The sequence below is a fragment of the Phenylobacterium sp. genome, from assembly GCF_030645195.1.
GTDB lineage: Bacteria > Pseudomonadota > Alphaproteobacteria > Caulobacterales > Caulobacteraceae > Phenylobacterium.
This window is the reverse complement of record NZ_JAUSLW010000047.1, coordinates 12,629-38,656: the sequence shown is the minus strand read 5'-3', so window position 1 is coordinate 38,656 and position 26,028 is coordinate 12,629. Positions and strand designations below refer to the sequence as shown.

At 68.2% G+C, this 26,028-nt stretch carries 24 protein-coding genes; 10 read left to right on the top strand and 14 right to left on the bottom strand.

Annotated features, from left to right (window positions below):
- The 3 genes from Q7T09_RS04250 to Q7T09_RS04240 all read left to right on the top strand — a co-directional run.
- Window positions 1-214, top strand: a 214-nt coding sequence (locus Q7T09_RS04250) for a hypothetical protein (protein WP_304697907.1), incomplete at its 5' end; no start/stop codon positions are given.
- A gap of 411 nt (window positions 215-625) precedes the next feature.
- Window positions 626-1,294: a hypothetical protein gene (locus Q7T09_RS04245; protein ID WP_304697906.1), complete on the top strand. Its 669-nt coding sequence runs from the start codon at window positions 626-628 to the stop codon at window positions 1,292-1,294.
- Window positions 1,295-1,399: 105 nt separating this feature from the next.
- Window positions 1,400-2,206, top strand: a complete 807-nt coding sequence (locus tag Q7T09_RS04240; protein ID WP_304697905.1) for a hypothetical protein — start codon at window positions 1,400-1,402, stop codon at window positions 2,204-2,206.
- A gap of 190 nt (window positions 2,207-2,396) precedes the next feature.
- Here Q7T09_RS04240 and ftsH read toward each other — a convergent pair whose 3' ends face one another.
- Together ftsH and rpsU are read right to left on the bottom strand one after the other, a co-directional pair.
- The gene (gene ftsH, locus Q7T09_RS04235) at window positions 2,397-4,280 is read right to left on the bottom strand and encodes an ATP-dependent zinc metalloprotease FtsH (protein WP_304697904.1); all 1,884 of its coding nucleotides are present in this window, start codon (window positions 4,278-4,280) and stop codon (window positions 2,397-2,399) included.
- 248 nt (window positions 4,281-4,528) lie between these two features.
- On the bottom strand, window positions 4,529-4,768 hold the full coding sequence (rpsU, locus tag Q7T09_RS04230; RefSeq protein WP_215342650.1) for a 30S ribosomal protein S21: 240 nt from the start codon (window positions 4,766-4,768) through the stop codon (window positions 4,529-4,531).
- Between the two features lie 176 nt (window positions 4,769-4,944).
- Between rpsU and Q7T09_RS04225 the strand changes: the two genes are divergently transcribed.
- Together Q7T09_RS04225 and Q7T09_RS04220 are read left to right on the top strand one after the other, a co-directional pair.
- Window positions 4,945-5,583: a COQ9 family protein gene (locus Q7T09_RS04225; RefSeq protein ID WP_304697903.1), complete on the top strand. Its 639-nt coding sequence runs from the start codon at window positions 4,945-4,947 to the stop codon at window positions 5,581-5,583.
- A 169-nt stretch (window positions 5,584-5,752) separates the two neighbouring features.
- On the top strand, window positions 5,753-6,613 hold the full coding sequence (locus tag Q7T09_RS04220) for a crotonase/enoyl-CoA hydratase family protein (RefSeq protein ID WP_304697902.1): 861 nt from the start codon (window positions 5,753-5,755) through the stop codon (window positions 6,611-6,613).
- 20 nt (window positions 6,614-6,633) lie between these two features.
- Here the strand turns inward: Q7T09_RS04220 and Q7T09_RS04215 are convergent, their stop codons facing one another.
- From Q7T09_RS04215 to Q7T09_RS04205, 3 genes are all read right to left on the bottom strand, one after another.
- The gene (locus tag Q7T09_RS04215; protein ID WP_304697901.1) at window positions 6,634-7,845 is read right to left on the bottom strand and encodes a pentapeptide repeat-containing protein; all 1,212 of its coding nucleotides are present in this window, start codon (window positions 7,843-7,845) and stop codon (window positions 6,634-6,636) included.
- A 133-nt stretch (window positions 7,846-7,978) separates the two neighbouring features.
- Window positions 7,979-8,935, bottom strand: coding sequence for a magnesium transporter CorA family protein (locus Q7T09_RS04210; protein WP_304697900.1), 957 nt, complete (start codon window positions 8,933-8,935; stop codon window positions 7,979-7,981).
- A 4-nt stretch (window positions 8,936-8,939) separates the two neighbouring features.
- Window positions 8,940-9,620 (bottom strand): CHAP domain-containing protein, encoded by a 681-nt coding sequence (locus Q7T09_RS04205; protein WP_304697897.1) that lies wholly within the window; start codon window positions 9,618-9,620, stop codon window positions 8,940-8,942.
- A gap of 559 nt (window positions 9,621-10,179) precedes the next feature.
- On the opposite strand from Q7T09_RS04205, the gene Q7T09_RS04200 reads away from it, so the two are divergent.
- Both Q7T09_RS04200 and Q7T09_RS04195 read left to right on the top strand, forming a co-directional pair.
- Window positions 10,180-10,995, top strand: a complete 816-nt coding sequence (locus Q7T09_RS04200; RefSeq protein WP_304697896.1) for a TerC family protein — start codon at window positions 10,180-10,182, stop codon at window positions 10,993-10,995.
- Between the two features lie 101 nt (window positions 10,996-11,096).
- Entirely contained in the window at window positions 11,097-12,764 is a 1,668-nt protein-coding gene (locus Q7T09_RS04195) for an MDR family MFS transporter (RefSeq protein ID WP_304697895.1), read from the top strand.
- 178 nt (window positions 12,765-12,942) lie between these two features.
- Here Q7T09_RS04195 and Q7T09_RS04190 read toward each other — a convergent pair whose 3' ends face one another.
- Together Q7T09_RS04190 and Q7T09_RS04185 are read right to left on the bottom strand one after the other, a co-directional pair.
- Entirely contained in the window at window positions 12,943-13,479 is a 537-nt protein-coding gene (locus tag Q7T09_RS04190) for a T6SS immunity protein Tdi1 domain-containing protein (protein ID WP_304697894.1), read from the bottom strand.
- A 93-nt stretch (window positions 13,480-13,572) separates the two neighbouring features.
- A complete protein-coding gene (locus Q7T09_RS04185) occupies window positions 13,573-15,738 on the bottom strand; it encodes a primosomal protein N' (protein ID WP_304697893.1) in 2,166 nt (721 codons plus the stop codon).
- A gap of 389 nt (window positions 15,739-16,127) precedes the next feature.
- On the opposite strand from Q7T09_RS04185, the gene fsa reads away from it, so the two are divergent.
- From fsa to Q7T09_RS04170, 3 genes are read left to right on the top strand one after another with little or no spacing between them, the layout of a single operon-like run.
- Complete coding sequence (gene fsa / locus Q7T09_RS04180) at window positions 16,128-16,781, top strand: fructose-6-phosphate aldolase (RefSeq protein ID WP_304697892.1); 654 nt, start codon at window positions 16,128-16,130, stop codon at window positions 16,779-16,781.
- An 18-nt stretch (window positions 16,782-16,799) separates the two neighbouring features.
- A complete protein-coding gene (locus tag Q7T09_RS04175; protein WP_304697890.1) occupies window positions 16,800-17,477 on the top strand; it encodes a DUF484 family protein in 678 nt (225 codons plus the stop codon).
- A complete protein-coding gene (locus Q7T09_RS04170; RefSeq protein ID WP_304697888.1) occupies window positions 17,462-18,391 on the top strand; it encodes a tyrosine recombinase XerC in 930 nt (309 codons plus the stop codon). Before Q7T09_RS04175 ends, Q7T09_RS04170 begins: the two co-directional genes overlap by 16 nt.
- A gap of 3 nt (window positions 18,392-18,394) precedes the next feature.
- On the opposite strand, the gene Q7T09_RS04165 is transcribed toward Q7T09_RS04170, so the two are convergent.
- From Q7T09_RS04165 to Q7T09_RS04135, 7 genes are all read right to left on the bottom strand, one after another.
- Complete coding sequence (locus Q7T09_RS04165) at window positions 18,395-18,961, bottom strand: histidine phosphatase family protein (protein WP_304697886.1); 567 nt, start codon at window positions 18,959-18,961, stop codon at window positions 18,395-18,397.
- Window positions 18,962-19,045: 84 nt separating this feature from the next.
- Window positions 19,046-19,456, bottom strand: coding sequence for a GNAT family N-acetyltransferase (locus Q7T09_RS04160; RefSeq protein WP_304697885.1), 411 nt, complete (start codon window positions 19,454-19,456; stop codon window positions 19,046-19,048).
- Window positions 19,456-20,853: a dihydrolipoyl dehydrogenase gene (lpdA, locus tag Q7T09_RS04155; RefSeq protein ID WP_304697883.1), complete on the bottom strand. Its 1,398-nt coding sequence runs from the start codon at window positions 20,851-20,853 to the stop codon at window positions 19,456-19,458. Before lpdA ends, Q7T09_RS04160 begins: the two co-directional genes overlap by 1 nt.
- Window positions 20,854-20,920: 67 nt before the next feature.
- A complete protein-coding gene (locus Q7T09_RS04150) occupies window positions 20,921-21,367 on the bottom strand; it encodes a PIN domain-containing protein (RefSeq protein ID WP_304697881.1) in 447 nt (148 codons plus the stop codon).
- Window positions 21,364-21,612, bottom strand: coding sequence for an antitoxin (locus tag Q7T09_RS04145; protein WP_304697880.1), 249 nt, complete (start codon window positions 21,610-21,612; stop codon window positions 21,364-21,366). Before Q7T09_RS04145 ends, Q7T09_RS04150 begins: the two co-directional genes overlap by 4 nt.
- A 55-nt stretch (window positions 21,613-21,667) precedes the next feature.
- Window positions 21,668-22,903 (bottom strand): 2-oxoglutarate dehydrogenase complex dihydrolipoyllysine-residue succinyltransferase, encoded by a 1,236-nt coding sequence (gene odhB / locus Q7T09_RS04140; protein ID WP_304697878.1) that lies wholly within the window; start codon window positions 22,901-22,903, stop codon window positions 21,668-21,670.
- 35 nt (window positions 22,904-22,938) lie between these two features.
- Window positions 22,939-25,893, bottom strand: a complete 2,955-nt coding sequence (locus tag Q7T09_RS04135; RefSeq protein WP_304697877.1) for a 2-oxoglutarate dehydrogenase E1 component — start codon at window positions 25,891-25,893, stop codon at window positions 22,939-22,941.
- Window positions 25,894-26,028 lie beyond the last annotated feature (135 nt).

Sequence of the window (26,028 nt, the reverse complement as noted above, 5' to 3'; positions counted from 1 at the left end):
GGGGGTCGCCATGATCGTTAACCCGGTGCGCCTTTACAGACGTTGGCAGCGACTCAACCAGGAGGCGCTCGAGGAAGCTCAGATGCTTCGGCGCCGCCATGGCGAGAGCGCCCTGGAGGCGGCCCGCGCCAAGCTGGCCCGTGACGACCTCTCCAGCTGGGGCCGCCGGATCATGCAGCAGACCGTGAAGGTGCTGGAGAAGTCGCCGGTCTGAGGGGGCCCTTCAGATCCTCCCCCAGCGCGAAGCGCGGTTTGGGGGGCCCCGTCGAGATTCGGCAGCCTTGTTCGTGTGGTTCGTGGACCGTCCGATAGGCGCCAGCGACGGCACGGTCCTAAAAGTTGAACCACGAACCACACGAACCTCACGAACGGGGCGCGCAGCAGCGTCGTGCGACCTGGATCGGGGCGGAGGTCTATTCGGGGACAGGAGCATCATTCCCCCGAATGGAGCGGCCGCCCCAAAGTCCGCCGCGCGATCGCGCCCGGGACGGCCTTAGAAGCCCTCGACCGGGCCGGAAAGCCGACCGGAGCTCCTGCCGCCTGGGGAATGGTGCTCCCGTCCCCGTAGTTCCCGCTGCCAGGGCTCCCCCGATCAGGCACACTGTGCGATGAGCGGAGGGTGACAATGGGCCAGTGGACGCCAATGGAGGGAGACTACGCGGCCCTCCGGAACGGCCTCGATGCTCGGGACCTCGTGCGGTCCATCAACGAGATTGTTCTTCCCGCGTTGGAAGCGGCGCTGCCGCCGATTGACAGCGCGCAGATCACTTTCGATCCGGAACAATTCCATGTGCCTCAAACGGTGCTCGCCACTATGCGCGAAAGCCTTGTCATCGCGTTGGGCTCAACCTTCGAGAAGGCGTTCCGCTCATGGCTATACGACTGCGCCTTTCACGCGGACGGCGAACAGGGGAACAGGGCCATACGTGCGGAGCCCTGGGACTCGCTCAAGCGCCGTTTCGCAAGCGTGCGGGGGTTCGACTTCGCGGACCTGCCCGGCGCACGCGACCTCGACTGCTTAGTCTTGCTGGGCAACGCGCTGCGACATGGGGCGGGTAAATCGGTCGCGCGACTGTTCCAGGAGTTCCCCCAGTTCTTCGCCGATGATCCTCCTGGGTCCATGGCCTATTTCGTGGAAACTGATCCAGAACTCCTCGATTTCCACCTCAAGATCATCACTGCTGACCTCGACCGGCTAGGGCGCGCCGCTGTTGATTTCTGGGACTTTGTTGCAGAGCGCGGTGAGGATGTTGTTTGGTTCCGCGGCGCGGACACCAGGGCCCGGAACGGGTAGGGGGAGGAGCCCCCCAACGCATCCAGGCCCTCCCCGTCCAATTGAGAGACGGGCTATCACGCGGGAGCGTTGCCGTACCCGGCTGAGTCCGTGCAGGGTGCGCGGATGCGTTGGGCGCAAATCACTCACGAGTTTCTCAAGTGGATGGGCCCCGCCCTGTTCGCCCTCGCCGGCGCCGTCATCACAATCGCGCTTGCCGCATCACAGATTTGGGAGGGCGCGAAGGCTTGGACCGCCGACAAGTTCACACGGTCCGTGGCAGTTATGGAAAGCCCATGGTTCTGGGTGGCGCTGGCTTGCGTCGTACTGATTTGGCTAGCGGCGTTTATCTGGTCCGCCCGCCTCGCCCACTCATCCGAAAAGCCCGGCGCGAAGCCAGTAGCACCGCGCCTGGAGGCTCAACCTCCCAGCCTCCCGCTGGATATTGCCTTCCGGCAAAAAAGTTCGTGGGCGGGGTGGGCCGGGCTAAGTGATGACCGCGATCGGGATGCATGGGCCATGCAGTACGGACCTGTACTGCTGACCAACCTGTCCAAGACTGACCGTCTGATACTGGAAATAGAACTCCACCTCGCCGGACCCGATTCCGCAGATTTCAAGCTGAAGGCTTCTGATATCGCGCCAGGCGGCAGGCTTTATGGCGCCGACATTCAAGAACGCTTGAGAGCCGCGGGCCTACACAGCCCCGAGATTTTCCGCTCTCCGTTTACTATCGAGCCGCAGAGTTCAGTCGAGGGTAAGTTGCTCTTTCTAACGCCAGCATACGGCGCTGATCTCATGAGCAAGCTGCTACCGCGTTTCGTGCAACCCGATGGCTACAACTACTCCATGACAATTACCGACCGAGTGTCGGGCCGCTCAATCGATATCCCGATTGCGGACTATCACGGCGATGATCCTGCGCCCCGCTAGTCGTCCAGCCTGGCCGTGGTGGCCCACGGCAGCCTGATCCAATTTGGTCTGGAGAATAGTGCTCCTGTCCCCAATTTCCGCGACTCAGACGACCAACGTGAAGCCGCCGCCCTTCCGCCTCATCCGGCATCTCAAGGCCCGCCGAGACAGGGGTCCTAGGCACAAGGCCTAGGATGACGGAGGTGGGGGTTTACGCCGGTTCGGGGTCGGTCCGCGGGGAGAGGGGGACGGAGACGGCGGGGCCCATGGGGCGCTTGCTATCGCTGTCGTCGCGGTTGGGGGCGACGCCCTTGAGGACGGCGATGATCTCGTCGCCGGACAGGGTCTCGTATTCCAGCAGGGCCTTGGCCAGGGTGTGCAGGTCTTCCAGCTTGGTGGTCAGGATGCGGCGGGCCTCGTCGAAGGCGGTCTGGACCAGCTTCTTGACCTCCTCATCGATGAGGTTGGCGGTCTTTTCCGAGACGCTCTGGGTGCGGGAGACCGAGTGGCCGAGGAAGACCTCGTCCTGGTTCTCGCCGTAGGAGACGACGCCCAGCTTGTCGGAGAAGCCCCACTTGGTGACCATGGCGCGGGCCAGGCGGGTGGCCTGGTCGATGTCCGACGAGGCGCCCGACGTGATCTTCTCCTTGCCGAAGATGATCTCCTCGGCCATCCGGCCGCCCATCAGGATCACCAGGCGCGAGGTCATCTGCTCATAGGACATGGAGAGCTGGTCGCGCTCGGGCAGCTGCATGACCATGCCGAGCGCGCGGCCGCGGGGGATGATGGTGGCCTTGTGGACCGGATCGGTGGCCGGCACCGACAGGGCCAGCAGGGCGTGGCCGCCCTCGTGATAGGCCGTCAGGCGCTTTTCCTCCTCGGTCATGGCCATGGACTTGCGCTCGGCGCCCATCATGACCTTGTCCTTGGCGTCCTCGAAGTCGCGCTGCAGGACCATGCGGCGGTTCTTGCGCGCGGCCATCAGGGCGGCCTCGTTGACCAGGTTGGCCAGGTCGGCGCCGGAGAAGCCGGGCGTGCCGCGGGCGATGGTCTTGACGTCGACGTCGGCGGCCAGCGGCACGTTCTTCATGTGGACGCGCAGGATGCGCTCGCGACCGCCGACATCGGGGTTGGGGACCACCACCTGGCGGTCGAAGCGGCCCGGACGCAGCAGGGCCGGGTCCAGGACGTCGGGACGGTTGGTCGACGCGATGACGATGATGGCTTCCGACGGGTCGAAGCCGTCCATCTCCACCAGCAGCTGGTTGAGGGTCTGCTCGCGTTCGTCATTGCCGCCGCCGAGACCGGCGCCGCGATGGCGGCCGACGGCGTCGATCTCGTCGATGAAGATGATGCAGGGGCTGTTCTTCTTGGCCTGTTCGAACATATCGCGCACGCGGCTGGCGCCGACGCCGACGAACATCTCCACGAAGTCGGAGCCGGAAATATAGAAGAAGGGCACGCCGGCCTCGCCGGCCACGGCGCGGCCGAGCAGGGTCTTGCCGGTGCCGGGGGGGCCGACCATCAGGGCGCCCTTGGGGATCTTGCCGCCCAGGCGCTGGTACTTCTGCGGGTCCTTGAGGAACTCGACGATCTCGGTGAGCTCTTCCTTGGCCTCGTCGACGCCCGCCACGTCATCGAAGGTGATGCGGTTCTTGTTCTCGGTGAGCATCTTGGCCTTGGACTTGCCAAAGCCCATGGCCCCGCGGGCGCCGCCCTGCATCTGGCGCATGAAGAAGATCCAGACCCCCACCAGCAGCAGGATCGGCAGGCTGTTCAACAGCACGCCCAGCAGGCCGCCGCCCATCGGCTTGACCTCGATGTCCGCGCCCTGGCCTTCCAGCCGCTTGACCAGGTCGTCCTGGTTGTTGGGGGTGACCGCCGAGAAGGTCTTGCCCGTCGCATCCTTGATGTCGACGCTGGCGCCGCGGATGGTGGCCTGCTTGACCTCGCCCGAGGCCACCTTGGACAGGAGCTGGCTGTAGGTGATCTGGCCCGATCCGGCCGCGTGGCCGCCGCCGCCGGTCATCATGCTGTAGAGGCCGATGAGGACGACGACGATGACGCCCCAGATGGCGAGATTGCGCAGGTTCATTTTGGTCCAGACCGTTCCGGAATTTGTCCGTCAGACCTCAAGATAGGAGGCCGGACGCGGTTTCACCAGCAAGCACGGCGCCACGCGGCGGAAGTTCGCAGGGTGAGCCCGGGATTTTGCGCAAAAGCAAAAGGCCGCGCGGTGATCCGCACGGCCTTTCAAATACTTAAGCTCGGAAGATTCCCTGTTGGTCGCGCGATGGTCGCCGAAACCGGCATCCACTTTCGGCTATCGCGCTCCAGCACGCTCTACCGAGCGCCGGGGGCCTTCTTCGGGGCCGGGATCAGGCCTTCGCGCTGGGCGCGCTTGCGGGCCAGCTTGCGGGCGCGGCGAACGGCCTCGGCCTTCTGGCGGGCGCGCTTCTCGCTGGGCTTCTCATAATGCACGTGCCGCTTCATTTCGCGGAACGAGCCCTCGCGCTGCATCTTCTTCTTCAGCGCCTTCAGGGCCTGATCGACGTTGTTGTCGCGGACGAAAATCTGAACCAGAGTTATCTCTCCTGTTACCCGTTCCCGCTCGGCCAGTCCTGGGGTCAGGCGGCGGCGAACGGACAATAGCCTTGCACCCAGACGCGAGACGCCTCCGGGATGAGGGCGGCGAAATACCAGAGACAGAGGGTGATGTCCACGGCGGACAGGGGCCCCCCGGCGGGTTATTGTGGGCCATGGCGCACGAAAACGACTGGGCTGAGGCCACCGAACAACAGATTCTGGACGCGGCCCTCAAGCTCGCGCCCGCCCAGGGCTGGACCTGGCCCATGGCGCGGGCCGCCGGCAAGGCCTGTGGCCTGACCGGGCCGGAGACCGAACTGCTGCTCCCGCACGGTCCGGCCGACCTGGCGGCCCTGCTGTCGCGGCGCCATGACGCCCAGGCGCTGGCGCGGCTGGCGGGGACCGATCCGGCGAGCCTGAAGATCCGCGCGCGCATCCGGGCAGGCGTCGAGGCCCGGCTCGACGCCGCGGCCGCCGACGAGGGCGCCGTGCGCCGCTGGGCCGGCTGGCTGGCCCTGCCGCTGAACATCCCGCTGGCCCTGCGGCTGTTGTGGGAGAGCGCCGACGCATTGTGGCGCTGGGCCGGCGACACCGCCACCGACGAGAATCACTATTCCAAGCGCGCCATCCTGTCGGGGATCCTGGCCTCGGCCCTGGCGATCCGGCTGGCCTCCGGCAAGGAGGGCGCCATGGCCTTCGTCGACGGCCGGATCGAGAACGTCATGGCCTATGAGACGTGGAAGGCGGGGCTCAAGGGCGGGGACCTGCTGAGGGACGTGGCCGCGGCGCTGGGGAAGATGCGTTACGGGTGAGGCCACCCCGCTCATCCCGGCGAAGGCCGGGACCCAGATACATCCCGCATCTCGAATACTGACCCGAGGTCGTGATCTATGACCTGAGTCCCGGCCTTCGCCGGGATGAGCGGATGTTTGCCTTTCCCCGCGTCACGGGAGGATGATGTTTCCAACGAGAGGAAACGCCATGACCGACGTCACCAAGACCGACTTCACCTGCTTTGCCGTCACCATCGAGGCGGGCGTCGCCCACATCCAGCTCAAGCGGCCCGAGGCGATGAACTCGATGATCCGGGAGTTCTGGAACGAGCTGCCGACGATCGTGAAGGACATCGACCACAATGCGCGGGCCCGCTGCATCGTCATCAGCTCCACGGGCAAGCACTTCTCCGCCGGCATGGACCTGGCGGTGTTCGGCGGCGGGGGCTCGACCTCGGCCAACCAGAACCAGGACCGGCACATCAACGCCGAGCAGCAGCGGCACCATATCCTGTGGCTGCAGGACTGCTTCGGCTGCCTGGACGACGCGCGGATCCCGGTGATCGCCGCCATCCAGGGGGGCTGCATCGGCGGGGCGGTGGACATGACCAGCGCCTGCGACATCCGCTACGCGACCGAGGACGCCTTCTTCTGTATCCAGGAGATCAATATCGGCATGACCGCCGATGTCGGCACCTTCCCCCGGCTCTGCAAGCTGATCCCCGAGGGCTGGGTGCGCGAGATGGCCTATACCGGCCGCCGGATGCCCGCCCAGAAGGCCAAGGAGATCGGCTGGGTCAACGAGGTGTTCCCGACCCACGAGGCCTGTATCGACCACGCCCTGGTGACGGCCCGCGAGATCGCGTCCAAGGCGCCCCTGGCGGTGACCGGCTCGAAGGTGATGATCAACTACGCCCGCGACCACACCATCGCCGACGGCCTGGACTATATCGCCGTCTGGCAGACGGGCATGTTCTCCGGCGCCCACATGGGCGAGGCCTTCAAGGCCAAGGCCGAGAAGCGCGAGCCGAACTTCCAGGACCTGCAGCCGCTGAAGCACGGGATGTAGGGCGCAAGTCCGCGGGCTTTTTAAGCCTCCAGCTCGGCGCCCTTGAGATTGGCGCCCGACAGCTGGGCGCCGGAGAGGTCGGCGTCGAGGAAGCGGGCGCGGGGGGCAGAGGCGCCGGTGAGGTCGGCCCCGCGCAGGATGGCGCGGGAGAGGTCGGTGCGGACCATGCGGCCGTCGTCGATGGTGAGCGGCCCCATCTTGGCCCCGCGCAGGTCGGCGCGGGTGAGCAGGGCGTCGGCCAGGCGGCAGCCGCGCAGATCGGCCTGACGCAGGTTGGCGCCGCGCAGGTCGCAGCCGGAAAGGTCGGCGCCCTGGAGCTGGATCCCCTGCAGGTTCATGCCGAAGAAGATCGAGCCGGGGGCCGAGAGGCCGCTGAGCCTGCGCCCCTTCAGGACGCCGGCGGAGCGGAAGTCGGTCTCCGGCAACCGGGCGGCCTGGCCGCCCTTGCCGGCGGACTCGCAGAAGGCCTCGTGGGCGGCGAGGATCTTCTCCAGGGGCTGGTCGTCGATATAGACCGCCACGGCCGGGGCCCGGAGCACGCCGGTGAGGTCGGCGCCCGTGATGTTGGACATCGAGACGTCGCAGCGGACCATGATGGCGCGCTTGAGCGAGGCCCCCGACAGGTCGGCGCCGGCGAGATCGGCCCCGGTGAGGTTGGCCCCGTCCAGCACCGCCTTCGCCAGCCGGGCGCCCCCGAGCGTCGCCCCGGAGAGGTCGGCGTCGGTGAAGTCGGCGGCCATGGCCGAGAGGCCGGCCATATGGGCGCCGGCCAGGTTGGCGCCGGAGAGCACGGCGAAGGAGAGCTCGCCCGGGCGGTCCTCGTGATTGAGGATGCGGAAGCCCTCGGCCTTGTCCTGCAGGGCGATGCGGCCCTCGCGCAGATCGCAGCCCGAGAGGTCGGCATGGGCGAGATTGGCGCCGCGCAGGCAGGCGCCGCGCAGGTCGGCCTTGCTGAGGTCGGCGTTGCGCAGGTCGGTGTCGCGCAGGTCGGCGCCGAACAGCACCGCGCCGCCCAGCTTCGCGCCGGCCAGGGAGGCCCCGTTCAGGCGCGCCCCGGTAAGGTCGGCGTCGCGCAGGTCCACCCCGTCCAGGGGGCGGTTGGTGAGGTCGACATAGGCGAGATTGGCCCGGCGGCCGCCGCTGCGCCCCTCAAGGAAGCGCCGATGCTTGTCCAGCGCCAGGCGCAGGCCATCGGAGTCGAGCGGACGAAGGAGAAGGGCCGGAGCGGACATGGCGGGCGGGAACTCGTGGAAGAAATCAGGTTCGCCGAGCGCGCTTAAGGAACCGTTGCGACAATGCGCCACACAGGCCGATTCCTGTCCGGAACCCGCATTTTTCGCGGGGTCGGGACCGGCTCCCGAAGCGTCAGAACCAGCGCTTCTTCTTGAACCACAGGAAGGGCCCGATGCCCGACAGCAGCATCAGGCCGAGCGCCCAGGGATAGCCCAGCAGCCAGGAGAGCTCGGGGATGTGGTGGAAGTTCATGCCGTAGATCGAGGCCACCAGGGTCGGCGGCATCAGCACCACCGAGACCACCGAGAAGAACTTGATGATGCCGTTCTGCTCGATGTTGATCAGGCCGAGCGCCGCGTCCAGCAGGAAGGCGATGTGGGAGGAGAGCGACCCGGAGTGCTCGGTGAGCGAGCCGATGTCGTGCTGCAGGGAGACCAGGTGGGCCTGGCAGGCCGGGGCGGCGACGATCTCCGGCGCCAGGGCCGCGAAGCTGGCCAGGCGGCCGAGGCTCACCAGGCTGGCCCGGGCCATCGAGGCCACCGATTGGGTGCGGGCCAGGCCGGTCAGCAAGGGCTCGAAGGCGCCGCCGCGGGGGCGGTCGAAAATGGCGTTGGAGCTCTCCTGCACGGCGGCCGAGCAGGCCTCCAGCACGTGGGCCAGGCGCTCCACCACCGCGTCCAGCAGCTCCAGCAGGGCCTCGGCGCCGCTGGCGAGGTCGCGGTTGTCGGCGGCGCGGGCGGCGAAGACCGTGAAGGCCTTCAGCGGGGCGTAGCGCAGGGTGACCAGGACCCCGCGGGCCAGGACGAAGGTCACCGGCGTGCCGGCCGGATGGTCGTCCTGGCTGTGGGACAGCAGGGTGGCGGTGAGGAAGGTGGCCTTGTCCTCCTGGTAGAGGCGCGAGGACGGCTCGATCTGGGCCATCTCCGCCCGCGTCGGCAGGTCGACGGAGAGCGCGCGCTCCACGACCAACTCCTCCTCGCGGGTGGGGTTGAGCAGGTCGATCCAGAGGGTGTCGGGGGGCAGGACCCAGCCCGGTCCCGGCGTCTCGGGGGTGGAGGCCGAAGCGCCGCGGCGGATCAGGGTCAGCATGGGCCTACTTGGCTTCGGAGGAGCCTTGCGAGGTCGCGGCCATGATCAGGGCGGCGATCTTGTCGGTGGAGTCGGCGGCCTGGCTCAGCATGGAGAAGGGACCGGCGCCGGGACGGACGGCCGAGGCCATCTGGCTGGCGGCGCCCTGGGCCATGGCGATGGCGGTGTTGCCGGCGGCGTTGAAGCCGGAGCTGGCCATGCGCTGGGCGTTGGAGTCCTGGTAGATGAAGCCGTAGGTCGGATAGGTGGTGGAGCCGAGGTCGCGGACCGGATCGTACCAGACCTTGACCTGGGACCAGTCGCCGGCCGGGGAGACGTCGATGACGGTGACGTCCTTCTCGACCTGGCCGCGGGTCCCGCCGATGCGCGACCAGTTGGCGTGGGTGATCTGGATGACGCGGTCGGTCAGCACCTGGCTGACCACGGCCACGTGGCCCAGCTGCATCTTGCCGTTGGGCTTGAAGCAGAGCACCGCGCCGGATTTGGGGGAGAAGCCGGTCTCATACTTGCCGGCCGCCTGCTTCCACCAGGTCCAGGCGTCGCCGAAAATCTGGACGCCGGAAACCAGGCGCGCGAAGGGCACGCACTGCCAGTAGGTGTCGGCCACGGCGCCCGAGATGGGCGCGAGCGTCATAACCGCCGCAGCGGCCAGGGAACCGAGAACGGTTCTGGTCCGTTTAAGCATGTTAAGAGGAACTCCCCACGCGAACTGAGCCTAGGGATACTCACCCTCGGCGCGAAAGCAAAGAGCTTTTCGGCGTATGCGTCGGAAGGTCGCCGAGTCGCCCACCGATCCATCCACAGCTTCACAGGGTCGTCTCGGGCCCCAGGGGCAAGTTGATCTCAGAAAATTTCAAATCAAACCCTTAACGCCAAGGAAACTAACCACGCGGATAGCGCGAAATTCCTGTTGTTAAGCTGGCGAGCCATGACGGCGTCATTCATGGATACCTTATATCGTCACGCCGATACCTGACGCCCTGGCGCGTGAAACAATCCGAAACAGACGAACGGGCGGCCCGCCAAGACCTCGGCGCCGGTACGGGGGACGAGGCGCAAGAAGAGAGGCCGGCCCACGCGGCAGGTCACATTTCGGGCATCGGCGGCGCGGCGCCCTGAAAAGCGGCGCCCTAGGGGCGCCCTTCGCGGCGACTCGGCGCGACTCAGGCGACTTTGAGAACCATTCGCAGTAGCTGCTGGCGCGGGATAGGCTAGAAAGTGCTGGAAACCCATAGAGGACCCCCATGCAGAGCCTTATGACCCTGGCCGCCGACCCGGCCGCCTGGGCCGCCTTGATCACCCTCATCGTCATGGAGGTGGTGCTGGGCATCGACAACCTGGTCTTCATCTCCATCCTGTCCAACAAGCTGCCCCCTGAGCAGCAGGCCAAGGCCCGACGCCTTGGCATCGGCCTGGCCCTGATCATGCGGCTGGTCCTGCTGTCGACCATCGCCTTCATCGTGGGCCTTACCGCCCCGGTGTTCGAACTGCCCTGGAAGGGGCCGATCGGCGAGGACGGGCATGCGATGTTCGAGCTGGCCTTCTCCTGGCGCGACCTGATCCTGATCGCCGGCGGCCTGTTCCTGGTCTGGAAGGCCACCAACGAGATCCACCACACCATGGATCCGACCCCCAGCCACGACGTCCTCGACAAGAAGGCGCCGATCGCCATCAACTTCGGCGCGGCCATCATCCAGATCCTGCTGCTGGACATCGTCTTCTCCGTCGACTCGATCCTGACGGCGGTGGGGATGACCGACGACCTGCCGATCATGGTCATCGCGGTGATCGTGGCCGTGGCCCTGATGCTGGTGGCGGCCAACCCCCTGGCCAACTTCATCAACGCCAATCCCAGCGTGGTGATGCTGGCGCTCGGCTTCCTGCTGATGATCGGCGCCACCCTGATCGCCGACGGCTTCGGGGTGCACGTGCCCAAGGGCTACATCTACGCCGCCATGGCCTTCTCGGGCCTCGTCGAGGGGCTGAACATGGCCTCGCGCCGGGCCCAGCAGCGCAAGGCGCAGGCCGCGCCGGTGGAAAAGTCTGATAGCGTTCCGTAACATCGGGTAAGGGGGCGGCGGCATTTTCCTCCGCCCCCGGACGCTGCGACCATAAGATTAGATCATTAGGGGCGGCCCATTTCGCCGCCGGGAAACGGCAATTGAACGAGCCCCACGTCTATAGCGACGACGAGCGCCGGCTGACGCTCATCTCCGTGATGATCGTGTTCCTGCTGTCGGCCATGAGCCAGACCATCGTCGGCACGGCCATGCCCAGGATCATCGCCGAGCTCTCGGGCCTCCACCTCTACGCCTGGGCCACCACCGCCTACCTGCTGGCCTCCACGGTCATGGTGCCCATCTGGGGCAAGCTGGGAGACCTCTATGGCAGGAAGCCGATCCTGCTGATCGGCATCGGCATCTTCCTGGCCGGCTCCTGGCTGGCGGGGCTGGCCGGCGAGTTCGGGGACCTGCCCCTGCTGGGGGGCGGCATGACCCAGCTGATCATCTTCCGGGCCATCCAGGGCCTGGGGGGCGGCGCCCTGTTCACCACCGCCTTCGCCATCATCGCCGACCTGTTCGCGCCGCGCGAACGAGCGAAGTTCTCAGGCCTGTTCGGCTCTGTGTTCGGGATCGCCAGCGTGTTCGGCCCCGTGGTGGGCGGCTTCTTCACCGACCACGGCACGGTGACCCTGTTTGGCCACGTCATCGCCGGCTGGCGCTGGGTCTTCTACTGCAACATCCCCTTCGCCCTGGCCGCCGTGGCCATGATCCTGGTGAAGATGCCAACCCTGCCGATCCGGGGAACCGGGCGCATCGACTGGGGCGGGGCCGGCCTGATCATCGCCGGCTTCGTGCCCCTGCTGCTGGCCATCACCTGGGGCGGGCGGGAGTATCCCTGGGCCTCGCCCCTGATCGTCGGCATGCTGGTCTTCGCGCTCGCCGCGCTCACCGCCTTCGTCTTCGTGGAGAAGCAGGTGCGCGACCCGATCATCCCGCTGGAGCTGTTCAAGAACCCCACCTTCACCACCGCCAACGGCGCGGCCTTCGTCTATTCCATGGCCTTCATGGGGGTCACCAGCTTCCTGCCGCTCTACATGCAGGTGGGCCAGGGGATTCCCGCCACCACCAGCGGCCTGACCATGCTGGCCCTGATGGGGGGCATGATCGCCTCCTCCACCATCAACGGCCAGCTGGTCACCAAGACCGGCCAGTACAAGCCCTTCATGATCGGCGGCGGGGTGGTGCTGATCCTCGGCGTCTTCCTGATGTGCTTCATCGGGCCCGACACCTCGACCTGGGACCTGGCCTGGCGGTTGCTGATCGTGGGCGTCGGGCTTGGCCCCGGCCAGAGCCTGTTCGGGTTGGCGGTGCAGAACGCCGTGCCCCTCCACCAGATCGGGGTCGCCACCAGCTCAGGCCAGTTCGTCCGCCAGATCGGCTCGACCATGGGGGTTGCTTTGTTCGGCGCCCTGCTGACCTCGGGCCTGGCCAGCGAACTGGCCAAGCATTCGCCCTCCGAGCCCGGCGCCGTGGTGCGGCGCCTGGAGCTCTCGGACCTGCAGAAGATGGCCATGGAGCGCAACCTGCATCCGGAGCGCGCCGCGGCGCGGGCCGCCGACCCCAAGGAAGTGGCCCTGGAGCGGACCATCCGCACCAGCTTCTCGGTAGCCATCGTCCACGGGATGATCTTCGCCCTGTGCTCGCTGATCGCCGGCTTCGTGCTGATGCTGTTCATCCCGGTGGCGACCCTGCGGGAGCGCCCCATGGCGGCGGTCCATGCGGCGCGGCCGGGGGATGAGGTCGCGATGGAGGCGGGGGAGGCTTGAGGGTCGAAGATGCTCCCCCGCTGGGGGAGCTGGCGCGAAGCGCCTGAGGGGGACTTTGACTCTTGTTTTGGGTCGGTATGGGTCAACTACGTTGCTCCCCCTCCGGCACGGTCCTCCGGTCCGCGCCACCTCCCCCACATCGCGCTGCGCGCTGGGGGAGGATCATAGATCGGCGACGCTAGTCGCTGATCGTCACGCGATTGATCTTTGTCCCAGGCGGCAGGGCTTTGATCTGCTCATGCATTTGCCCCGCCAGGTCGGCCTTCACGACGAAACTCAGCTTAGTGATCGCGTCTACCGCGATACGGCCTCCCAATGCGGGAGGCACGGACCAATCGAAACACTCGCCAGACTCCAGGACCAGGCCCTGTCGCTCGGCTGCTTGAACCCACACCGAGCTTAGAAGCTCATCCTGCTGCTCCGGTTCCGCCAACCGCGCTCGCAGCTCAAACCCGTCGGCGGCGACAGGTCGTAGGTCGCCTTCGAGAGTATCGAGCATGAGGATGCCGTTGGCACCTCGGAAGAACATGTCACCAAAGGCCGAAACCAACAGGGGTTGTCCCTTCGGCGGCCTTAGCCAGGTCCAGGAATCGAGCGCCAGCTCCAACTCCCGGCCCGAGGGTTGGATCAGAAGTCGGGCGTAGTCTCTGCGAATGACGGCGAACGCGTCCTCGTCAGCCGGTGGCTGGCCTTTGCCGAACAGCTTCTTGAACATGCGCGTTTCCCCCCGCCGGCATCACAATGTCCGTGCGGCGGAAAGGCGGTCAACTGCTTCACAAGTCGGCGCGCCGCTGAGGAGGTGGGCCGCCTACAGGAAGCTATACGGGTCCACGTCGATGGCCACGCGGATCATGCCGGGGGGCCGGAACCTCGCGCGCCAGGCGGCGAGGTAGGCCGACAGGTCCACCGTGCGGTCGGCGCGGATGAGGAAGCGTTTGCGGCGGCGGCCGCGGATCAGGCCGAGCGGGGCGTCGGCGGGGCCGTAGACGGCGACGCCCTCGGCGTTGGGGGCCACCTGGGCCATCTTTTCCACGAAGGCCTCGAGCTGGGCCGGATCGGGGCCCGAGACGATGATGGCGCCCAGGCGGCCGTAGGGGGGCAGGCCGGCGATCTCGCGTTCCTCCAGCTCGGCGGTGGTGAAGGCGTCGCGGTCCTGGGCCTTGAGCGCCTGCATGACCGGGTGCTCCGGGGCGTAGGTCTGCAGCATGGCGCGGCCGGGGCGGTCCTTGCGGCCGGCGCGGCCCGTCGCCTGGGCCAGCAGCTGGTAGGTGCGCTCGGCGGCCCTGAGATCCCCGCCGCGCAGGCCGAGGTCGGCGTCCACCACGCCGACCAGGGTGAGGCCCGGGAAGTTGTGGCCCTTGGCGGCGGCCTGGGTGGCCACCAGGATGTCGATCTGGCCGTCCTCCATGGCCCCGATCAGCCGCTTGGCCTCGCGGGCGTCCCAGGCCGTGTCGGAGGAGAAGACGCTGACCCGGGCGTCGGGGAACAGGGCCTTGGCCTCCTCCTCCACCCGCTCCACGCCGGGCCCGATGGAGACCAGGCTGTCCTTGGCGCCGCAGTGGGGGCAGGCCGCCGGCTTGGGCATGGAAAAGCCGGTGAGGTGGCAGACCAGTCGGCCGGAATAGCGGTGCTCCACCAGCCAGGAATCGGTGTCGGGGGAGGTCATCCGCTCGCCGCAGGCCTTGCAGAGCACCAGGGGAGCGTAGCCGCGGCGGTTGAGGAACAGCAGGGTCTGCTCGCCGCGCGCCCAGGTCTCCCCCATGGCCTTGATGAGCGGCGGCGAGAGCCAGCGGCCGGTCTCCGGCGGGGTCTCGCGCATGTCGATCAGGGTGATGTCGGGCAGGACGGCGGTCCCGTGGCGCGAGGACAGCCGCAGCCAGCGATAGCGGCCCAGCTCGGCGTTGCGCAGGGATTCCAGCGACGGGGTGGCCGAGGCCAGGATGACGGCGGCGTCCTCGATCTTGCCGCGGGCCACGGCGAGATCCCGGGCCTGGTAGATGAAGCCCTCCTCCTGCTTGTAGGAGGCGTCGTGCTCCTCATCGACGACGATCAGGGAGAGCTTGGCGAAGGGCAGGAACAGGGCCGAGCGGGCGCCGATGACGATGCGGCACTGGTTCGTGGCCACCGCCTCCCAGACCCGGCGGCGGGCCGGCGGGGTGATGTCGGAGTGCCATTCGGCCGGCGCGGCGCCGAAGCGGGCGGCGACCCGGGCTATCACCGCCTGGGTGAGCGCGATCTCCGGCAGCAGGATCAGCACCTGGGCGGCGGGGTCGGCGGCCAGGGCGGCGGCCACGGCCTCCAGATAGACCTCGGTCTTACCCGAGCCGGTGACCCCGTCCAGCAGGGCGACATTGAAGCCCCCCTCCCCCAGCATCGCCACCAGCATCCTGGCCGCCGCGTCCTGGCTGGGATTGAGCGGCTGGCCGGCGAGGGTCAAGTCCGGGGGATCAAAGGCGACCTGCGCCTCCACCAGGCGGACGGCCAGGACGCCCTCGTCCACCAGGCCCTTGATGACGCCCGAGGAGACTTGGGCGGCGCGGGCGAGATCCGGCGGCGAGAGCTGTTGGGTCGCGACGGTCTCCAGCACCCGGGTCCGGGCCGGGGTGGCGCGGGCGGGCTGGGCGCCGGTGGCCTCGATGACCCTTTCCGGCTTGGCCTTCTGGGCCCGGGCGCCGCGCAGGGTGATGGCCAGCGGCGCGCCGGGGGAGTCCACCGAATAGCGGGCGGCCCACTGGATGAACTCCAGGGCGCGTTGCGGCAGGGGCGGATCGTCGAGCCTGGCGTCGACCGCCTTCAGCGGCCGGTTGCCGCCGGTCCCGTCGCGCAGGGCGGTGACCACGCCGCGCAGCAGGCGGGGGCCAAGCGGCGCGGCCACCTGGTCGCCAACGGCCAGGTCCATGCCCTCCGGCTCCTCGTAGTCGAAGGCCTCGGGCAGGGGCATGGGCAGCAGGATGGAGGCGATGCGGCGGGTCATGCGCGCCAGGTCATGTTTGGCGGCCCTTCTCCCCTTGTGGGAGAAGGTGGCCGGTCGGAGACCGGTCGGATGAGGAGTCGCGCTCCGTGCGCCTTACTCTTTCCGCCGTCATCCCGGACGGCCGACAGGCCGATCCGGGACCCAGGGGCCCAGCCCGCCGCCCCTGGGTCCCGGCTCTCCGCTTCGCTGCGGCCGGGATGACGGAGTGGGTTTGCGGGACAGGTCTTTCGACCCCTCATCCGACCCTGCTCCGCAGGGCCACCTTCTCCCACAAGGGGAGAAGGACGCGAAAGGGGCTGGTCGTGGATCATCACGCCCCGCACATAGGCTGGCCGCGCCGGAGCACAACGGCTAAGGAAGCCCCGTTCATTCCCGCGCAGAGGCCCTTCATGCAGCTCTTTCTCGACACCACGGACACCGCGGTCCTGAAGGACCTGGCCGGTACGGGCCTGGTGGACGGCGTCACCACCAATCCCACCCTGATCGCCAAGTCCGGCCGGCCCATGCTGGAGGTCATCGCCGAGATTTGCGATCTCGTCGAGGGCCCGGTGAGCGCCGAGGTCGCCGCCACCGACGTGGCCGGCATGCTGGCCGAGGGCGCCAAGCTGGCCGCCATCGCCACCAATATCGTGGTCAAGGTGCCGCTGACCCGCGAGGGGCTGATCGCCACGGCCGAGTTCGCGGTCCAGGGCATCTCCACCAATGTGACCCTGTGCTTCTCGGCGGCCCAGGCCCTGCTGGCCGCCAAGGCCGGCGCCACCTACATCTCGCCCTTCGTGGGCCGGCTGGACGATCACGGCGCCAACGGCATGGAGCTGATCGCCGAGATCCGGGCGATCTACGACAACTACGAGTTCGACACCGAGATCCTGGCCGCCTCGATCCGCAACCCGGCCCATGTGACCGCCGCGGCCCTGGCCGGCGCCGACTGTGCGACCATTCCACCCGGGGTTTTCTTGGACCTCTTCAAGCACCCGTTAACCGAGAAGGGTCTTGAACAGTTCATGAGCGACTGGGCCAAAACGGGTCAGTCCATCTTGTAGAACCACAGGGGCGGACGCATGGATCTCGGGGTCGGGCTGAAGGATCAGACGCTGGGCCGCGACGAGGTGCGCCGCTTCCTCTCCGACAACCGCGACTTCCTGTTGACCGACACCGCCCTGATGGCGGAGCTGGGCCTTAAGCCCGACGCCGCCAATGTGGTGGACTTCGGCCCCGCGGCCCTGGCCCGCGTGCATGAGGCGCACAAGAAGGAGTCCAAGGCCCGCAAGCACATGGAGGCCACGGCGCGCGCCAATTTCGCCGCCCAGGCCCAGACCCACGGCGCCGTGGTGGACCTGCTGGACGCCCGCAACCACGCCGACCTGGCCCGCCGGGTGGACGAGCTGGCCCAGCTGCGCTTCGGCCTGGCCGCCGGGGTGGTGGCCCTGGAGGGGCCCGACCGCACGCCCGCCGGCTGGCGGGTGATGGCGGAGGGGCAGATCGACCTGGTGATCGGCCACCAGCGGGTGGCCCTGATGGGTTTCCAGCCCACGGCTCTGGGCCTGTTCGGCGAGCGGGCGCCGGAGATCAAGTCCATGGCCATGGTGCGCATGGCCATCTGGGAGCCGGCCCGCACCGGCCTGCTGGCTTTTGGCTCGGCCGATGAGCACGGCTTCACCCAGGACATGGGCGCCGAGCTGGTGGCCTTCCTGGCCCGGGTCGTCGAACGCACGGCGGAGCGATGGCCGGTCCTGTGACCCCCGCGCGCGAGGTCCTGGCCCAATGGCTGGTCCACCTCGCCCAGGAACGCCGCGCCTCGCCGCGCACGGTGGAGGCCTATGGCTTCGCGGCCGGCCGCTACATCACGTTTCAAGAGGGCCATCGGGGCGAGACCCTGACGCTCAAGGCCTGCGGTGAGCTGACCGCCGGCGAGATCCGCGCCTGGCTGGCGCACCTGCGGTCGGGCGACCATCCGCTGTCGCCCCGGTCTCTGTCGCAGTCGCTGTCGGCGATCCGCACCTTCCACCGCTATCTCGACCGCCGCCACGACACCCCCAACCCCCACCTGGCCCTGGTGCGCGGGCCGCGGGTGAAACCCTCGGCCCCGCGCCCGGTCACCGAGGACCAGGCGCGGGGGATGATCGCCGAACCCTCGATGGACCCCGACCGCGAGGACTGGGAGGTCGCCCGCGACGAGGCGGTGCTGACCCTGCTCTATGGCTGCGGCCTGCGGATCTCCGAGGGCCTGTCGCTGAAGCGGTCCGACGCGCCGTTGGGGGACTCGCTCCGGATCGTCGGCAAGGGCTCCAAGACCCGGATCGTGCCCGTGCTCCCGGCGGTGGCCGAGGCCATCGCGGCCTATGTGGCCTGCGTTCCCTTCGCGCTCGGCCCCGGCGATCTGCTGTTCCGCGCCAAGCGCGGCGGGGCGCTGAGCCCGCGGCATGTGCAGGCCACGGTGCAGGGGCTGCGACGCCGCCTGGGCCTGCCCGCCAGCGCCACGCCCCATGCCCTGCGCCACTCCTTCGCCACCCACCTGCTGGGGGCGGGCGCCGACCTGCGCTCCATCCAGGAACTGCTGGGCCACGCCTCGCTCTCGACGACCCAGCGCTATACCGACGTGGACGCCGCGGCGTTGCTGAGCGCCTACAACTCGGCCCATCCGCACGCCTAGGCGTCAGCGCAAGTGCGCAGTCTCGTTGAGGCTGAGGATGTTCCGCTGGCCGCTGCGGGCGCACATGTAGCGGTGGAGGCTGGTGTAGCGGGGCTCGAAGAACAGCCGCGGGGCCATGGAAAGCACATGGGCGGTCCAGACATTGATCACCCCGCCGTGGCAGAAGACCGCCACCCGCTGGCCGGGATGGGCCTCGATGATCTCCTCCAGGGCGGCGACCACCGCCTGCTGGAACTGCCCGATATCGACCCCGTGGTCGCCCTCGGCCATGGCCTTCCAGGCCGCGTAGTCCTCGCGCTTCAGCTCCTCCATGGGGACATAGGCGCCGCTATCGCGGTCGAACTCGGCGATGCCCTCATGATGGCGCAGCTCATGGCCGCTGGCCGCCAGCAGGGGGGCGGCGGTCTCGATGGCGCGCAGCATGGGGCTGGAATAGACCGCGTCGAAGCGCTCGCCCGCCAGCCAGTCGGCCACCTTGCGGGCCTGGTCGTGGCCCTCGTCGTGCAGGGGCGGATCGGAGCTTTCGGCGCTGCGCACTGGCAGGCCATGGCGGATGAGCACGAGTTCCATCGGTTTCCTTCCCCGGACGCTTTCGCCCTCCAAGGGGCCGATTTTTGCGGGCGCATCAAGGGATGATCGGGGCCCGACCCCAGCTCAATACCGCGCCATCCGCACCCAGGGGACGCCGTCGTCGCCGTGGTCGGTGATCCCGAAGCCCTCGCGGCGGTAGAAGGCCTGGGCGCGGGTGTTGGCGGTCTGGCACTTCAGGGACAGCGGGCCGGGCGCCTGGCTCGCGGCGTGGTCCAGCAGGGCCTTGCCGATCCCGGCGCCGCGCCGCGCGATATAGAGGGAGTGCAGGAAGCTGTCGCGGACGTGGAGGGCCGCGACGCCCTCGATGCGGTGGTCGAGGACGGCCACATAGACCTCCTCCTCGGCGGCGTCGCGCAGGAAGACCTGGGCGTTGTGGCGGGCGGCGGGCAGCCAGGTGAAGGTCTCGCGCAGGACCTTCTGGTAGATGGCCGCCGCGATGGGCAGCTCCTCCGGGCGGACCCGGCGGATGTCCATCAGGCCTGCATGGTCCAGCCCTCGACGCCCATGGCGGCCTGGCGGCCGGCCTCGGAGCGGGTGGGGTGGGGGTGGACGGTGCGGGCCACGTCCTCGCTGGCGGCGCGGAAGGCCATGGCCACGCAGTACTCGCCGATCATCTCGCCGGCCTGGGGGCCGATGATGTGGACGCCGAGGATTTCGTCGGTGGTCGCGTCGGCCAGGATCTTGGCGAAGCCCTCGGTCTCGTGGTTGATCTTGGCGCGGCTGTTGGCGGTGAAGGGGAACTTGCCCACCTTGTAGGCGACCCCGGCCTCCTTGAGCTGCTCCTCGGTCTTCCCGACCCAGGCGACCTCCGGATAGGTGTAAACGACGCTGGGGACCAGGTTGTAGTCCACGTGGGCGTACTTGCCGGCGATGGTCTCGATCACCGCCACCGAGTCCTCCTCGGCCTTGTGGGCCAGCATGGGGCCGTGGATGGCGTCGCCGATGGCCCAGACTCCGGGGGCCGAGGTGGCGAAGTGGTCGGTCTCGATGAAGCCGCGCTTGTCGGGGACGATCCCCACGCTCTCCAGGCCCAGGCCGTCGGTATAGGGCCGCCGCCCGATGGCCAGCAGGACGTAATCGGCGGTGAGCGTCTCGGCCTCGCCGCCGGCCACGGGCTCGAGCGTGAGGGTGACATTGGACTTGCCGGCCTTGGCGCCGGTGACCTTGGAGCCGAGCTTGAAGGCCATGCCCTGCTTGGTGAGCGAGCGCTGGAAGGTCTTGGCGGTCTCGGCGTCCATGCCCGGCGTGATGCGATCGAGGAACTCCACCACCGTGACCTCGGCGCCCAGCCGCCGCCAGACCGAGCCCAGTTCCAGGCCGATGATGCCGGCGCCGATGACGATCAGGCTCTTGGGGACCTCGGCCAGGGAGAGCGCGCCGGTGGAATCGACGATGCGCTTGTTGTCGACGGCCACGCCGGGCAGGGCCGAGGGCTCCGAGCCGGTGGCGATGACGATGTTCTTGGTCTCCAGCACGGTGACCGAGCCGTCGGGGCCGGTGACCTCCACCTTGCCGGGGCCGGCGATCCGGCCCATGCCCTTGATCCAGTCGGCCTTGTTCTTCTTGAACAGGAACTCAATGCCCTTGGTGAGCGCCGTCACGCTCTCGGCCTTCTGCTTCATCATCTGAGGCAGGTTGAGCTTGGGGGTCACCTCGATGCCGAGGGTGGCGAAGTCCTTGCTGGCCAGCTCAAAGAGCTCGGAAGCATGCAGCAGGGCCTTGGACGGCATGCAGCCGACGTTCAGGCAGATTCCGCCGAGCGTCGCGCGCTTCTCCACCACGGCCACCGAGAGGCCCAGCTGGCCCGCGCGAATGGCGCCGTTGTAGCCGGCGGGACCGCCCCCGATGATGACGACGTCGTATTGGGCCATGAGCCTCTGATCCGCTTGGAAACCTGGGGCTCAGATATAGGAGCTTCGCGCGTGAGGCGAGACTCGATCACGCGCTTGAGGGCTTGCCGAACTCTATCGGACCCGTTGGATCGGACCAATCGACGACATGCAGGCCTTTGACCCGGATGAACTCCCTGACGTTCGAAGTGACCACGCTCCAGCCCCGACAGAGCGCCTGGCCGGCGATCAGGGTGTCGTAGGCGCCAATCCGGCTGCCCGCCCCTTCGAGATCCGCGCGCAGACGGGCGGTGACCATGCCGTCATCGACTGTCCAAGCTTCGACGCGGAAGTCGGAGATAAACAGGTCGAGGCGGCGCAAGTGATGCTCGGGACGAGGACTGCGCAACGCCCCGAAGGCGAGTTCCTGAAGCACGACGGCGGAGACATGTATCTGGTCGCCGCGGGCTCGAGCCTGCTCCAAGATCTGCCGGAAGTGAACACGCTCGCCGCGGATCAACTCCACCGCGGTGGAGGAATCGAGGCTGAGTCTCACCACTCGAAATCCGGATCCGGCGCCGGCGGCTGCTTCGGCGGATAGGGAAACGGATGTTCAGGCTCGGCGAGAGCGTCGAGCTCCGCCCACAGGTCGGACAGTTTCGCCCGCACCGGCTCCAATATGACCTTGTCGCCGTCCCTGCGAATGCGCACCTCGGTTCCCTCGAACCGGAAGGCCTTCGGCAGCCGAACAGCCTGACTACCGCCGTGCGTGAAGAGCTTGGCTTTGAGAACTTCGCCCACGACCGCCTCCATATCTACAAAATGTAGATACGTCCCGGCGCCGGCGATTTCAAGTTCAGATGTCCAGCAGCAGGCGCTCCGGGTCCTCGATGGCGTCCTTGACGTGGACCAGGAAGGTCACCGCGCCCTGGCCGTCGACGACGCGGTGATCGTAGCTGAGCGCCAGATACATCATCGGCCGGATCACCACCTGGCCGCCGATGGCCATGGGGCGGTCCTGGATCTTGTGCATCCCCAGGATCCCCGACTGCGGGGCGTTGAGGATCGGGGTCGACATCAGCGAGCCGTAGACCCCGCCGTTGGAGATGGTGAAGGTGCCGCCCTGCAGGTCGTCCATGGCCAGAGCCCCGTCGCGGGCCTTCTTGCCCAGGGCGCCGATGGCCTTTTCCACGCCGGCCAGGCTGAGCGCGTCGGCGTCGCGGACCACGGGGACCACCAGGCCGCGCTCGGTGCCGACAGCGACGCCGATGTCGTAGTGGTTCTTGTAGATGATGTCCTGGCCCTCGATCTCGGCGTTGACCTCCGGGACCTGCTTGAGGGCGGCGACCACGGCGGCCACGAAGAAGCTCATGAAGCCGAGCTTCACCCCGTGGGTCTTCTCGAACACGTCCTTGTACTTGGTGCGCAGGGCCATGACGTTGGTCATGTCGACCTCGTTGAAGGTCGTCAGCATGGCCGCGGCGTTCTGGGCCTCCTTCAGCCGGCGCGCGATGGTCTGGCGCAGGCGGGTCATGCGGACCCGCTCCTCGCGCTCATGGATCTCGCGCGGCGCGATGGCGGCGGCGGGCGCGGCCGGGGTGTTGGCGCGGGCCTCCAGGGCGGCGAGCGCGTCGCCCTTGGTCACCCGGCCAGCCTTGCCGGTTCCGGCGATCGCGGCGGCGTCGAGGCTGTTCTCGGCCACGATCCGCTGGGCGGAGGGGGCCAGCGGCGCGGCGGCGGCCACGGCCGGGGCGGGCTTGGGCGCGGGAGCCGGAGCGGGCGCCGGAGCCGGGGCCGGCGCGGCGGCCTTGGGGGGTTCGACCTTGGGGGGGGCGGCGGCCGGCTTGGCGGCGGCGGCGCCCTCGATCACGTGACCCAGGACCGCGCCGGGGACGACGGTGGCGCCTTCCTCGGCGCTGATGGTGTCCAGCACCCCGTCGGCGGGGGCGGCGACCTCGAGGCTGACCTTGTCGGTCTCCAGCTCCACCAGGATCTCATCCTTCCGGACCGCGTCCCCGGGCTTCTTGGCCCAGCGCGCCACTGTCGCTTCGGTGACGGATTCGCCGAGCGCGGGCGTCATGATATCGGCCATGGGGAAGGTTCTTTCTGTTCTTGCGGTCGGACGGTTTAGGCGAAGGCTTCGGCGAGGAAGTTCTGCAGTTCCTTCATGTGCCGGCTCATCTGGCCGGCGGCGGTGGAGGCCGAGGCCGGGCGGCCGACATAGCGGGCGCGCTTGGCCTTGATCTTCAGCCGGTCGAGGGTGAGCTCCAGCCACGGGTCGACGAAGGTCCAGCCGCCCATGTTCTTCGGCTCTTCCTGGCACCAGACCAGCTCGGCGTTGGGGAAGCGCGACAGTTCGGTGGACAGCGACTTCACCGGCCAGGGATAGAACTGCTCCAGGCGCATCAGATAGACGTCGTCGACACCCTTCTCCTCGCGCGCGTCCAGCAGGTCGTAATAGACCTTGCCCGAGCAGAGCACGACGCGGCGGATCTTCTCGGGGGGCGCCAGCTTGACGGCGGTATTGACGCCGCGCTCGGCGTCGTCGTGCAGGACACGGTGGAAGGACGAGCCCTCGGCCATGTCCACCAGCCGCGAGGTCGCCTTCTTGTGCCGCAGCAGCGACTTGGGCGTCATCACCACCAGGGGCTTGCGGAACTCCCGGCGCATCTGACGGCGCAGGACGTGGAAGTAGTTGGCCGGGGTCGAGCAGTTGACGACCTGGAGGTTGTCCTCGGCGCAGAGCTGCAGGAAGCGCTCCAGGCGGGCCGAGGAGTGTTCCGGGCCCTGGCCCTCGTAGCCATGGGGCAGCAGCAGGACCAGCCCGCTCATCCGCAGCCACTTCCGTTCGCCCGAGGAGATGAACTGGTCGATGACCACCTGGGCGCCGTTGGCGAAGTCGCCGAACTGGGCCTCCCAGAGAACCAGCGTCTTGGGGTCGGCCAGGGAGAAGCCGTACTCGAAGCCCAACACCGCCTCCTCCGACAGGGCCGAGTCGATGACCTCGAAGTGGGCCTGGCCGGGGCGCAGGTTGGAGAGCGGCTGGTAGTGGGCCTCGGTGGTCTGGTCGATCAGGTCGCAGTGGCGCTGCACGAAGGTGCCGCGCACGCTGTCCTGGCCGGCCAGGCGGACCGGGAAACCGTCGTCCAGCAGGGTGGCGAAGGCCAGGTGCTCGCCCGTGCCCCAGTCCAGGCCCTCGCCGGTCTCGATGGCCGTGCGGCGGTTGTCGATGGCGCGCTTGACGGTCTTGTGGATGTCCAGCCCCTGCGGGATGGCGGTCATCCGGTTGCCCAGGTCCAGCAGTTTCTGCAGGGGCACGCTGGTGTCGCCGCGGCGGTCGTCGCCGTCGGGCAGGGCCAGGCCCGCCCACTTGCCGTCCAGCCAGTCGGCCTTGTTGGCCTTGTAGGTCTTGCCGGACTCCATCTCCCGGTCGAGGAAGTCGTCGAATTCCTGCATCCAACCGGCGACGTCGCCCTCGGTGATGACGCCCTCGCCGATCAGCTGGCGGGAATAGAGCTCGCGGGTCGAGGGGTGGTCCTTGATCTTGGCGTACATCAAGGGCGAGGTCATCGTCGGGTCGTCACCCTCGTTGTGACCGAACCGGCGGTAGCAGAACATGTCGATGACCACGTCCTTGCCGAACTGCTGGCGGAACTCGGTGGCCACCTTGGCGACATAGGTCACGGCCTCGGGGTCGTCCCCGTTCACGTGGAAGATCGGGGCCTCCACCATCAGGGCCACGTCCGACGGATAGGGGGACGAGCGGCTGAAGGCCGGGGCGGTGGTGAAGCCGATCTGGTTGTTGACGATGAAGTGGATGGTGCCGCCGGTGCGGTAGCCCTTCACGCCCGAGATGGTGAAGCACTCGGCGATCACGCCCTGGCCGGCGAAGGCGGCGTCCCCGTGCAGCAGCAGGGGCAGGATATGGGTGCGGCCGGAATCCGGGTTCTCGCGCAGCAGGCTAGCCTGCTTGGCGCGGGCCTTGCCCAGCACCACTGGGTTGACGATCTCCAGGTGCGACGGGTTGGCGGTGAGCGACAGGTGGACGTTGTTGTCGTCGAAGGACCGGTCCGACGAGGCGCCCATGTGGTACTTCACGTCGCCGGAGCCCTCCACGTCCGAGGGCAGGCTCGAGCCGCCCTGGAACTCGTGGAAGATGACCTGGTAGGGCTTGGCCATCACGGCGGCCAGCACGTTCAGGCGGCCCCGGTGGGGCATGCCGATGACGATGTCCTTCACGCCCAGCGCGCCGCCGCGCTTGATGATCTGCTCCAGCGCCGGGACCATGGCCTCGCCGCCGTCCAGGCCGAAGCGCTTGGTGCCGGGGAAGCGCTTGTGGAGGAACTTCTCGAAGCCCTCGGCCTCGATCAGCTTCTTGAGGATGGCGACCTTGCCCTCCTTGGTGAAGCTTATTTCTTTATCGCGGCCCTCGATGCGCTCCTGCAGCCAGGCCTTCTGGGCCGGGTCGGAGATGTGCATGTACTGCACGCCGATGTCGTTGCAGTAGGTGCGGCGCAGGATCGACAGAATCTCGCGGACCGTGCCCGTTTCCAGGCCCAGCACGAAGTCCAGGAAGATCGGACGGTCGTAGTCGGCCTCGGTGAAGCCGTAGGAGGCCGGGTCCAGCTCGGTGGCGTCGCCCTCGGGGATGGCGATGCCCAGGGGATCGAGATTGGCCCGCAGATGGCCGCGCATCCGATAGGCGCGGATCATCATGATGGCGCGCAGGGAATCGAGCGTCGCGGCGCGGACGGCCTCGGGGGTGGTGGTCGGGGCGGCGCGCTCGGCCACCTTTGCGCCGACCTTGGCCTCCACCGCCGGCCACAGGCCGTCGATGGCCGAGAGCCAGTCGGGACGGGCGGCGGGCGCGGACTTCTGGGTCCAGCCGGGCTTCACCGCCGCGGCCTTCACCTCGTCGGCGCGGTCCTGCAGGGAGGCGAAGAAGGCCCGCCAGGAGGGCTCGACCGCGTTCGGGTCGGCCGCCCATTTCGCATAGAGGTCCTCCACGAAGGCGGTGTTGCCGCCATAGAGGAAGGAGGTCTCGGCGAGAACCTCGTTGATCAGACCTGCGTCGTCCGCCATTTCGTCCGCTTTCCCGGGGGGCCGCGGCGCTTCATCAAAGGAGCCGAGCGCGGACCGCCCTACGCTTAAATTCGCCCTCAAGCGAACTCCTGGAGTTCACTTGAGACCTTAGTGAGACCATTCCTGACGCCGAAC

What these genes read in the sequence shown, in the direction of transcription:
- Q7T09_RS04240 (WP_304697905.1), top strand. Translation starts at nt 1,400, where the DNA reads ATGCGTTGGGCGCAAATCACTCACGAGTTTCTCAAGTGGATGGGCCCC.
- fsa (WP_304697892.1), top strand. Translation starts at nt 16,128, where the DNA reads ATGCAGCTCTTTCTCGACACCACGGACACCGCGGTCCTGAAGGACCTG.
- ftsH (WP_304697904.1), bottom strand. Translation starts at nt 4,280, where the DNA reads ATGAACCTGCGCAATCTCGCCATCTGGGGCGTCATCGTCGTCGTCCTC.
- Q7T09_RS04160 (WP_304697885.1), bottom strand. Translation starts at nt 19,456, where the DNA reads ATGGACATCCGCCGGGTCCGCCCGGAGGAGCTGCCCATCGCGGCGGCC.
- Q7T09_RS04205 (WP_304697897.1), bottom strand. Translation starts at nt 9,620, where the DNA reads ATGCTTAAACGGACCAGAACCGTTCTCGGTTCCCTGGCCGCTGCGGCG.
- odhB (WP_304697878.1), bottom strand. Translation starts at nt 22,903, where the DNA reads ATGGCCGATATCATGACGCCCGCGCTCGGCGAATCCGTCACCGAAGCG.
- Q7T09_RS04245 (WP_304697906.1), top strand. Translation starts at nt 626, where the DNA reads ATGGGCCAGTGGACGCCAATGGAGGGAGACTACGCGGCCCTCCGGAAC.
- Q7T09_RS04210 (WP_304697900.1), bottom strand. Translation starts at nt 8,935, where the DNA reads ATGCTGACCCTGATCCGCCGCGGCGCTTCGGCCTCCACCCCCGAGACG.
- Q7T09_RS04225 (WP_304697903.1), top strand. Translation starts at nt 4,945, where the DNA reads ATGGCGCACGAAAACGACTGGGCTGAGGCCACCGAACAACAGATTCTG.
- Q7T09_RS04200 (WP_304697896.1), top strand. Translation starts at nt 10,180, where the DNA reads ATGCAGAGCCTTATGACCCTGGCCGCCGACCCGGCCGCCTGGGCCGCC.
- Q7T09_RS04215 (WP_304697901.1), bottom strand. Translation starts at nt 7,845, where the DNA reads ATGTCCGCTCCGGCCCTTCTCCTTCGTCCGCTCGACTCCGATGGCCTG.
- Q7T09_RS04185 (WP_304697893.1), bottom strand. Translation starts at nt 15,738, where the DNA reads ATGACCCGCCGCATCGCCTCCATCCTGCTGCCCATGCCCCTGCCCGAG.
- Q7T09_RS04170 (WP_304697888.1), top strand. Translation starts at nt 17,462, where the DNA reads ATGGCCGGTCCTGTGACCCCCGCGCGCGAGGTCCTGGCCCAATGGCTG.
- Q7T09_RS04135 (WP_304697877.1), bottom strand. Translation starts at nt 25,893, where the DNA reads ATGGCGGACGACGCAGGTCTGATCAACGAGGTTCTCGCCGAGACCTCC.
- Q7T09_RS04165 (WP_304697886.1), bottom strand. Translation starts at nt 18,961, where the DNA reads ATGGAACTCGTGCTCATCCGCCATGGCCTGCCAGTGCGCAGCGCCGAA.
- Q7T09_RS04220 (WP_304697902.1), top strand. Translation starts at nt 5,753, where the DNA reads ATGACCGACGTCACCAAGACCGACTTCACCTGCTTTGCCGTCACCATC.
- Q7T09_RS04175 (WP_304697890.1), top strand. Translation starts at nt 16,800, where the DNA reads ATGGATCTCGGGGTCGGGCTGAAGGATCAGACGCTGGGCCGCGACGAG.
- lpdA (WP_304697883.1), bottom strand. Translation starts at nt 20,853, where the DNA reads ATGGCCCAATACGACGTCGTCATCATCGGGGGCGGTCCCGCCGGCTAC.
- Q7T09_RS04190 (WP_304697894.1), bottom strand. Translation starts at nt 13,479, where the DNA reads ATGTTCAAGAAGCTGTTCGGCAAAGGCCAGCCACCGGCTGACGAGGAC.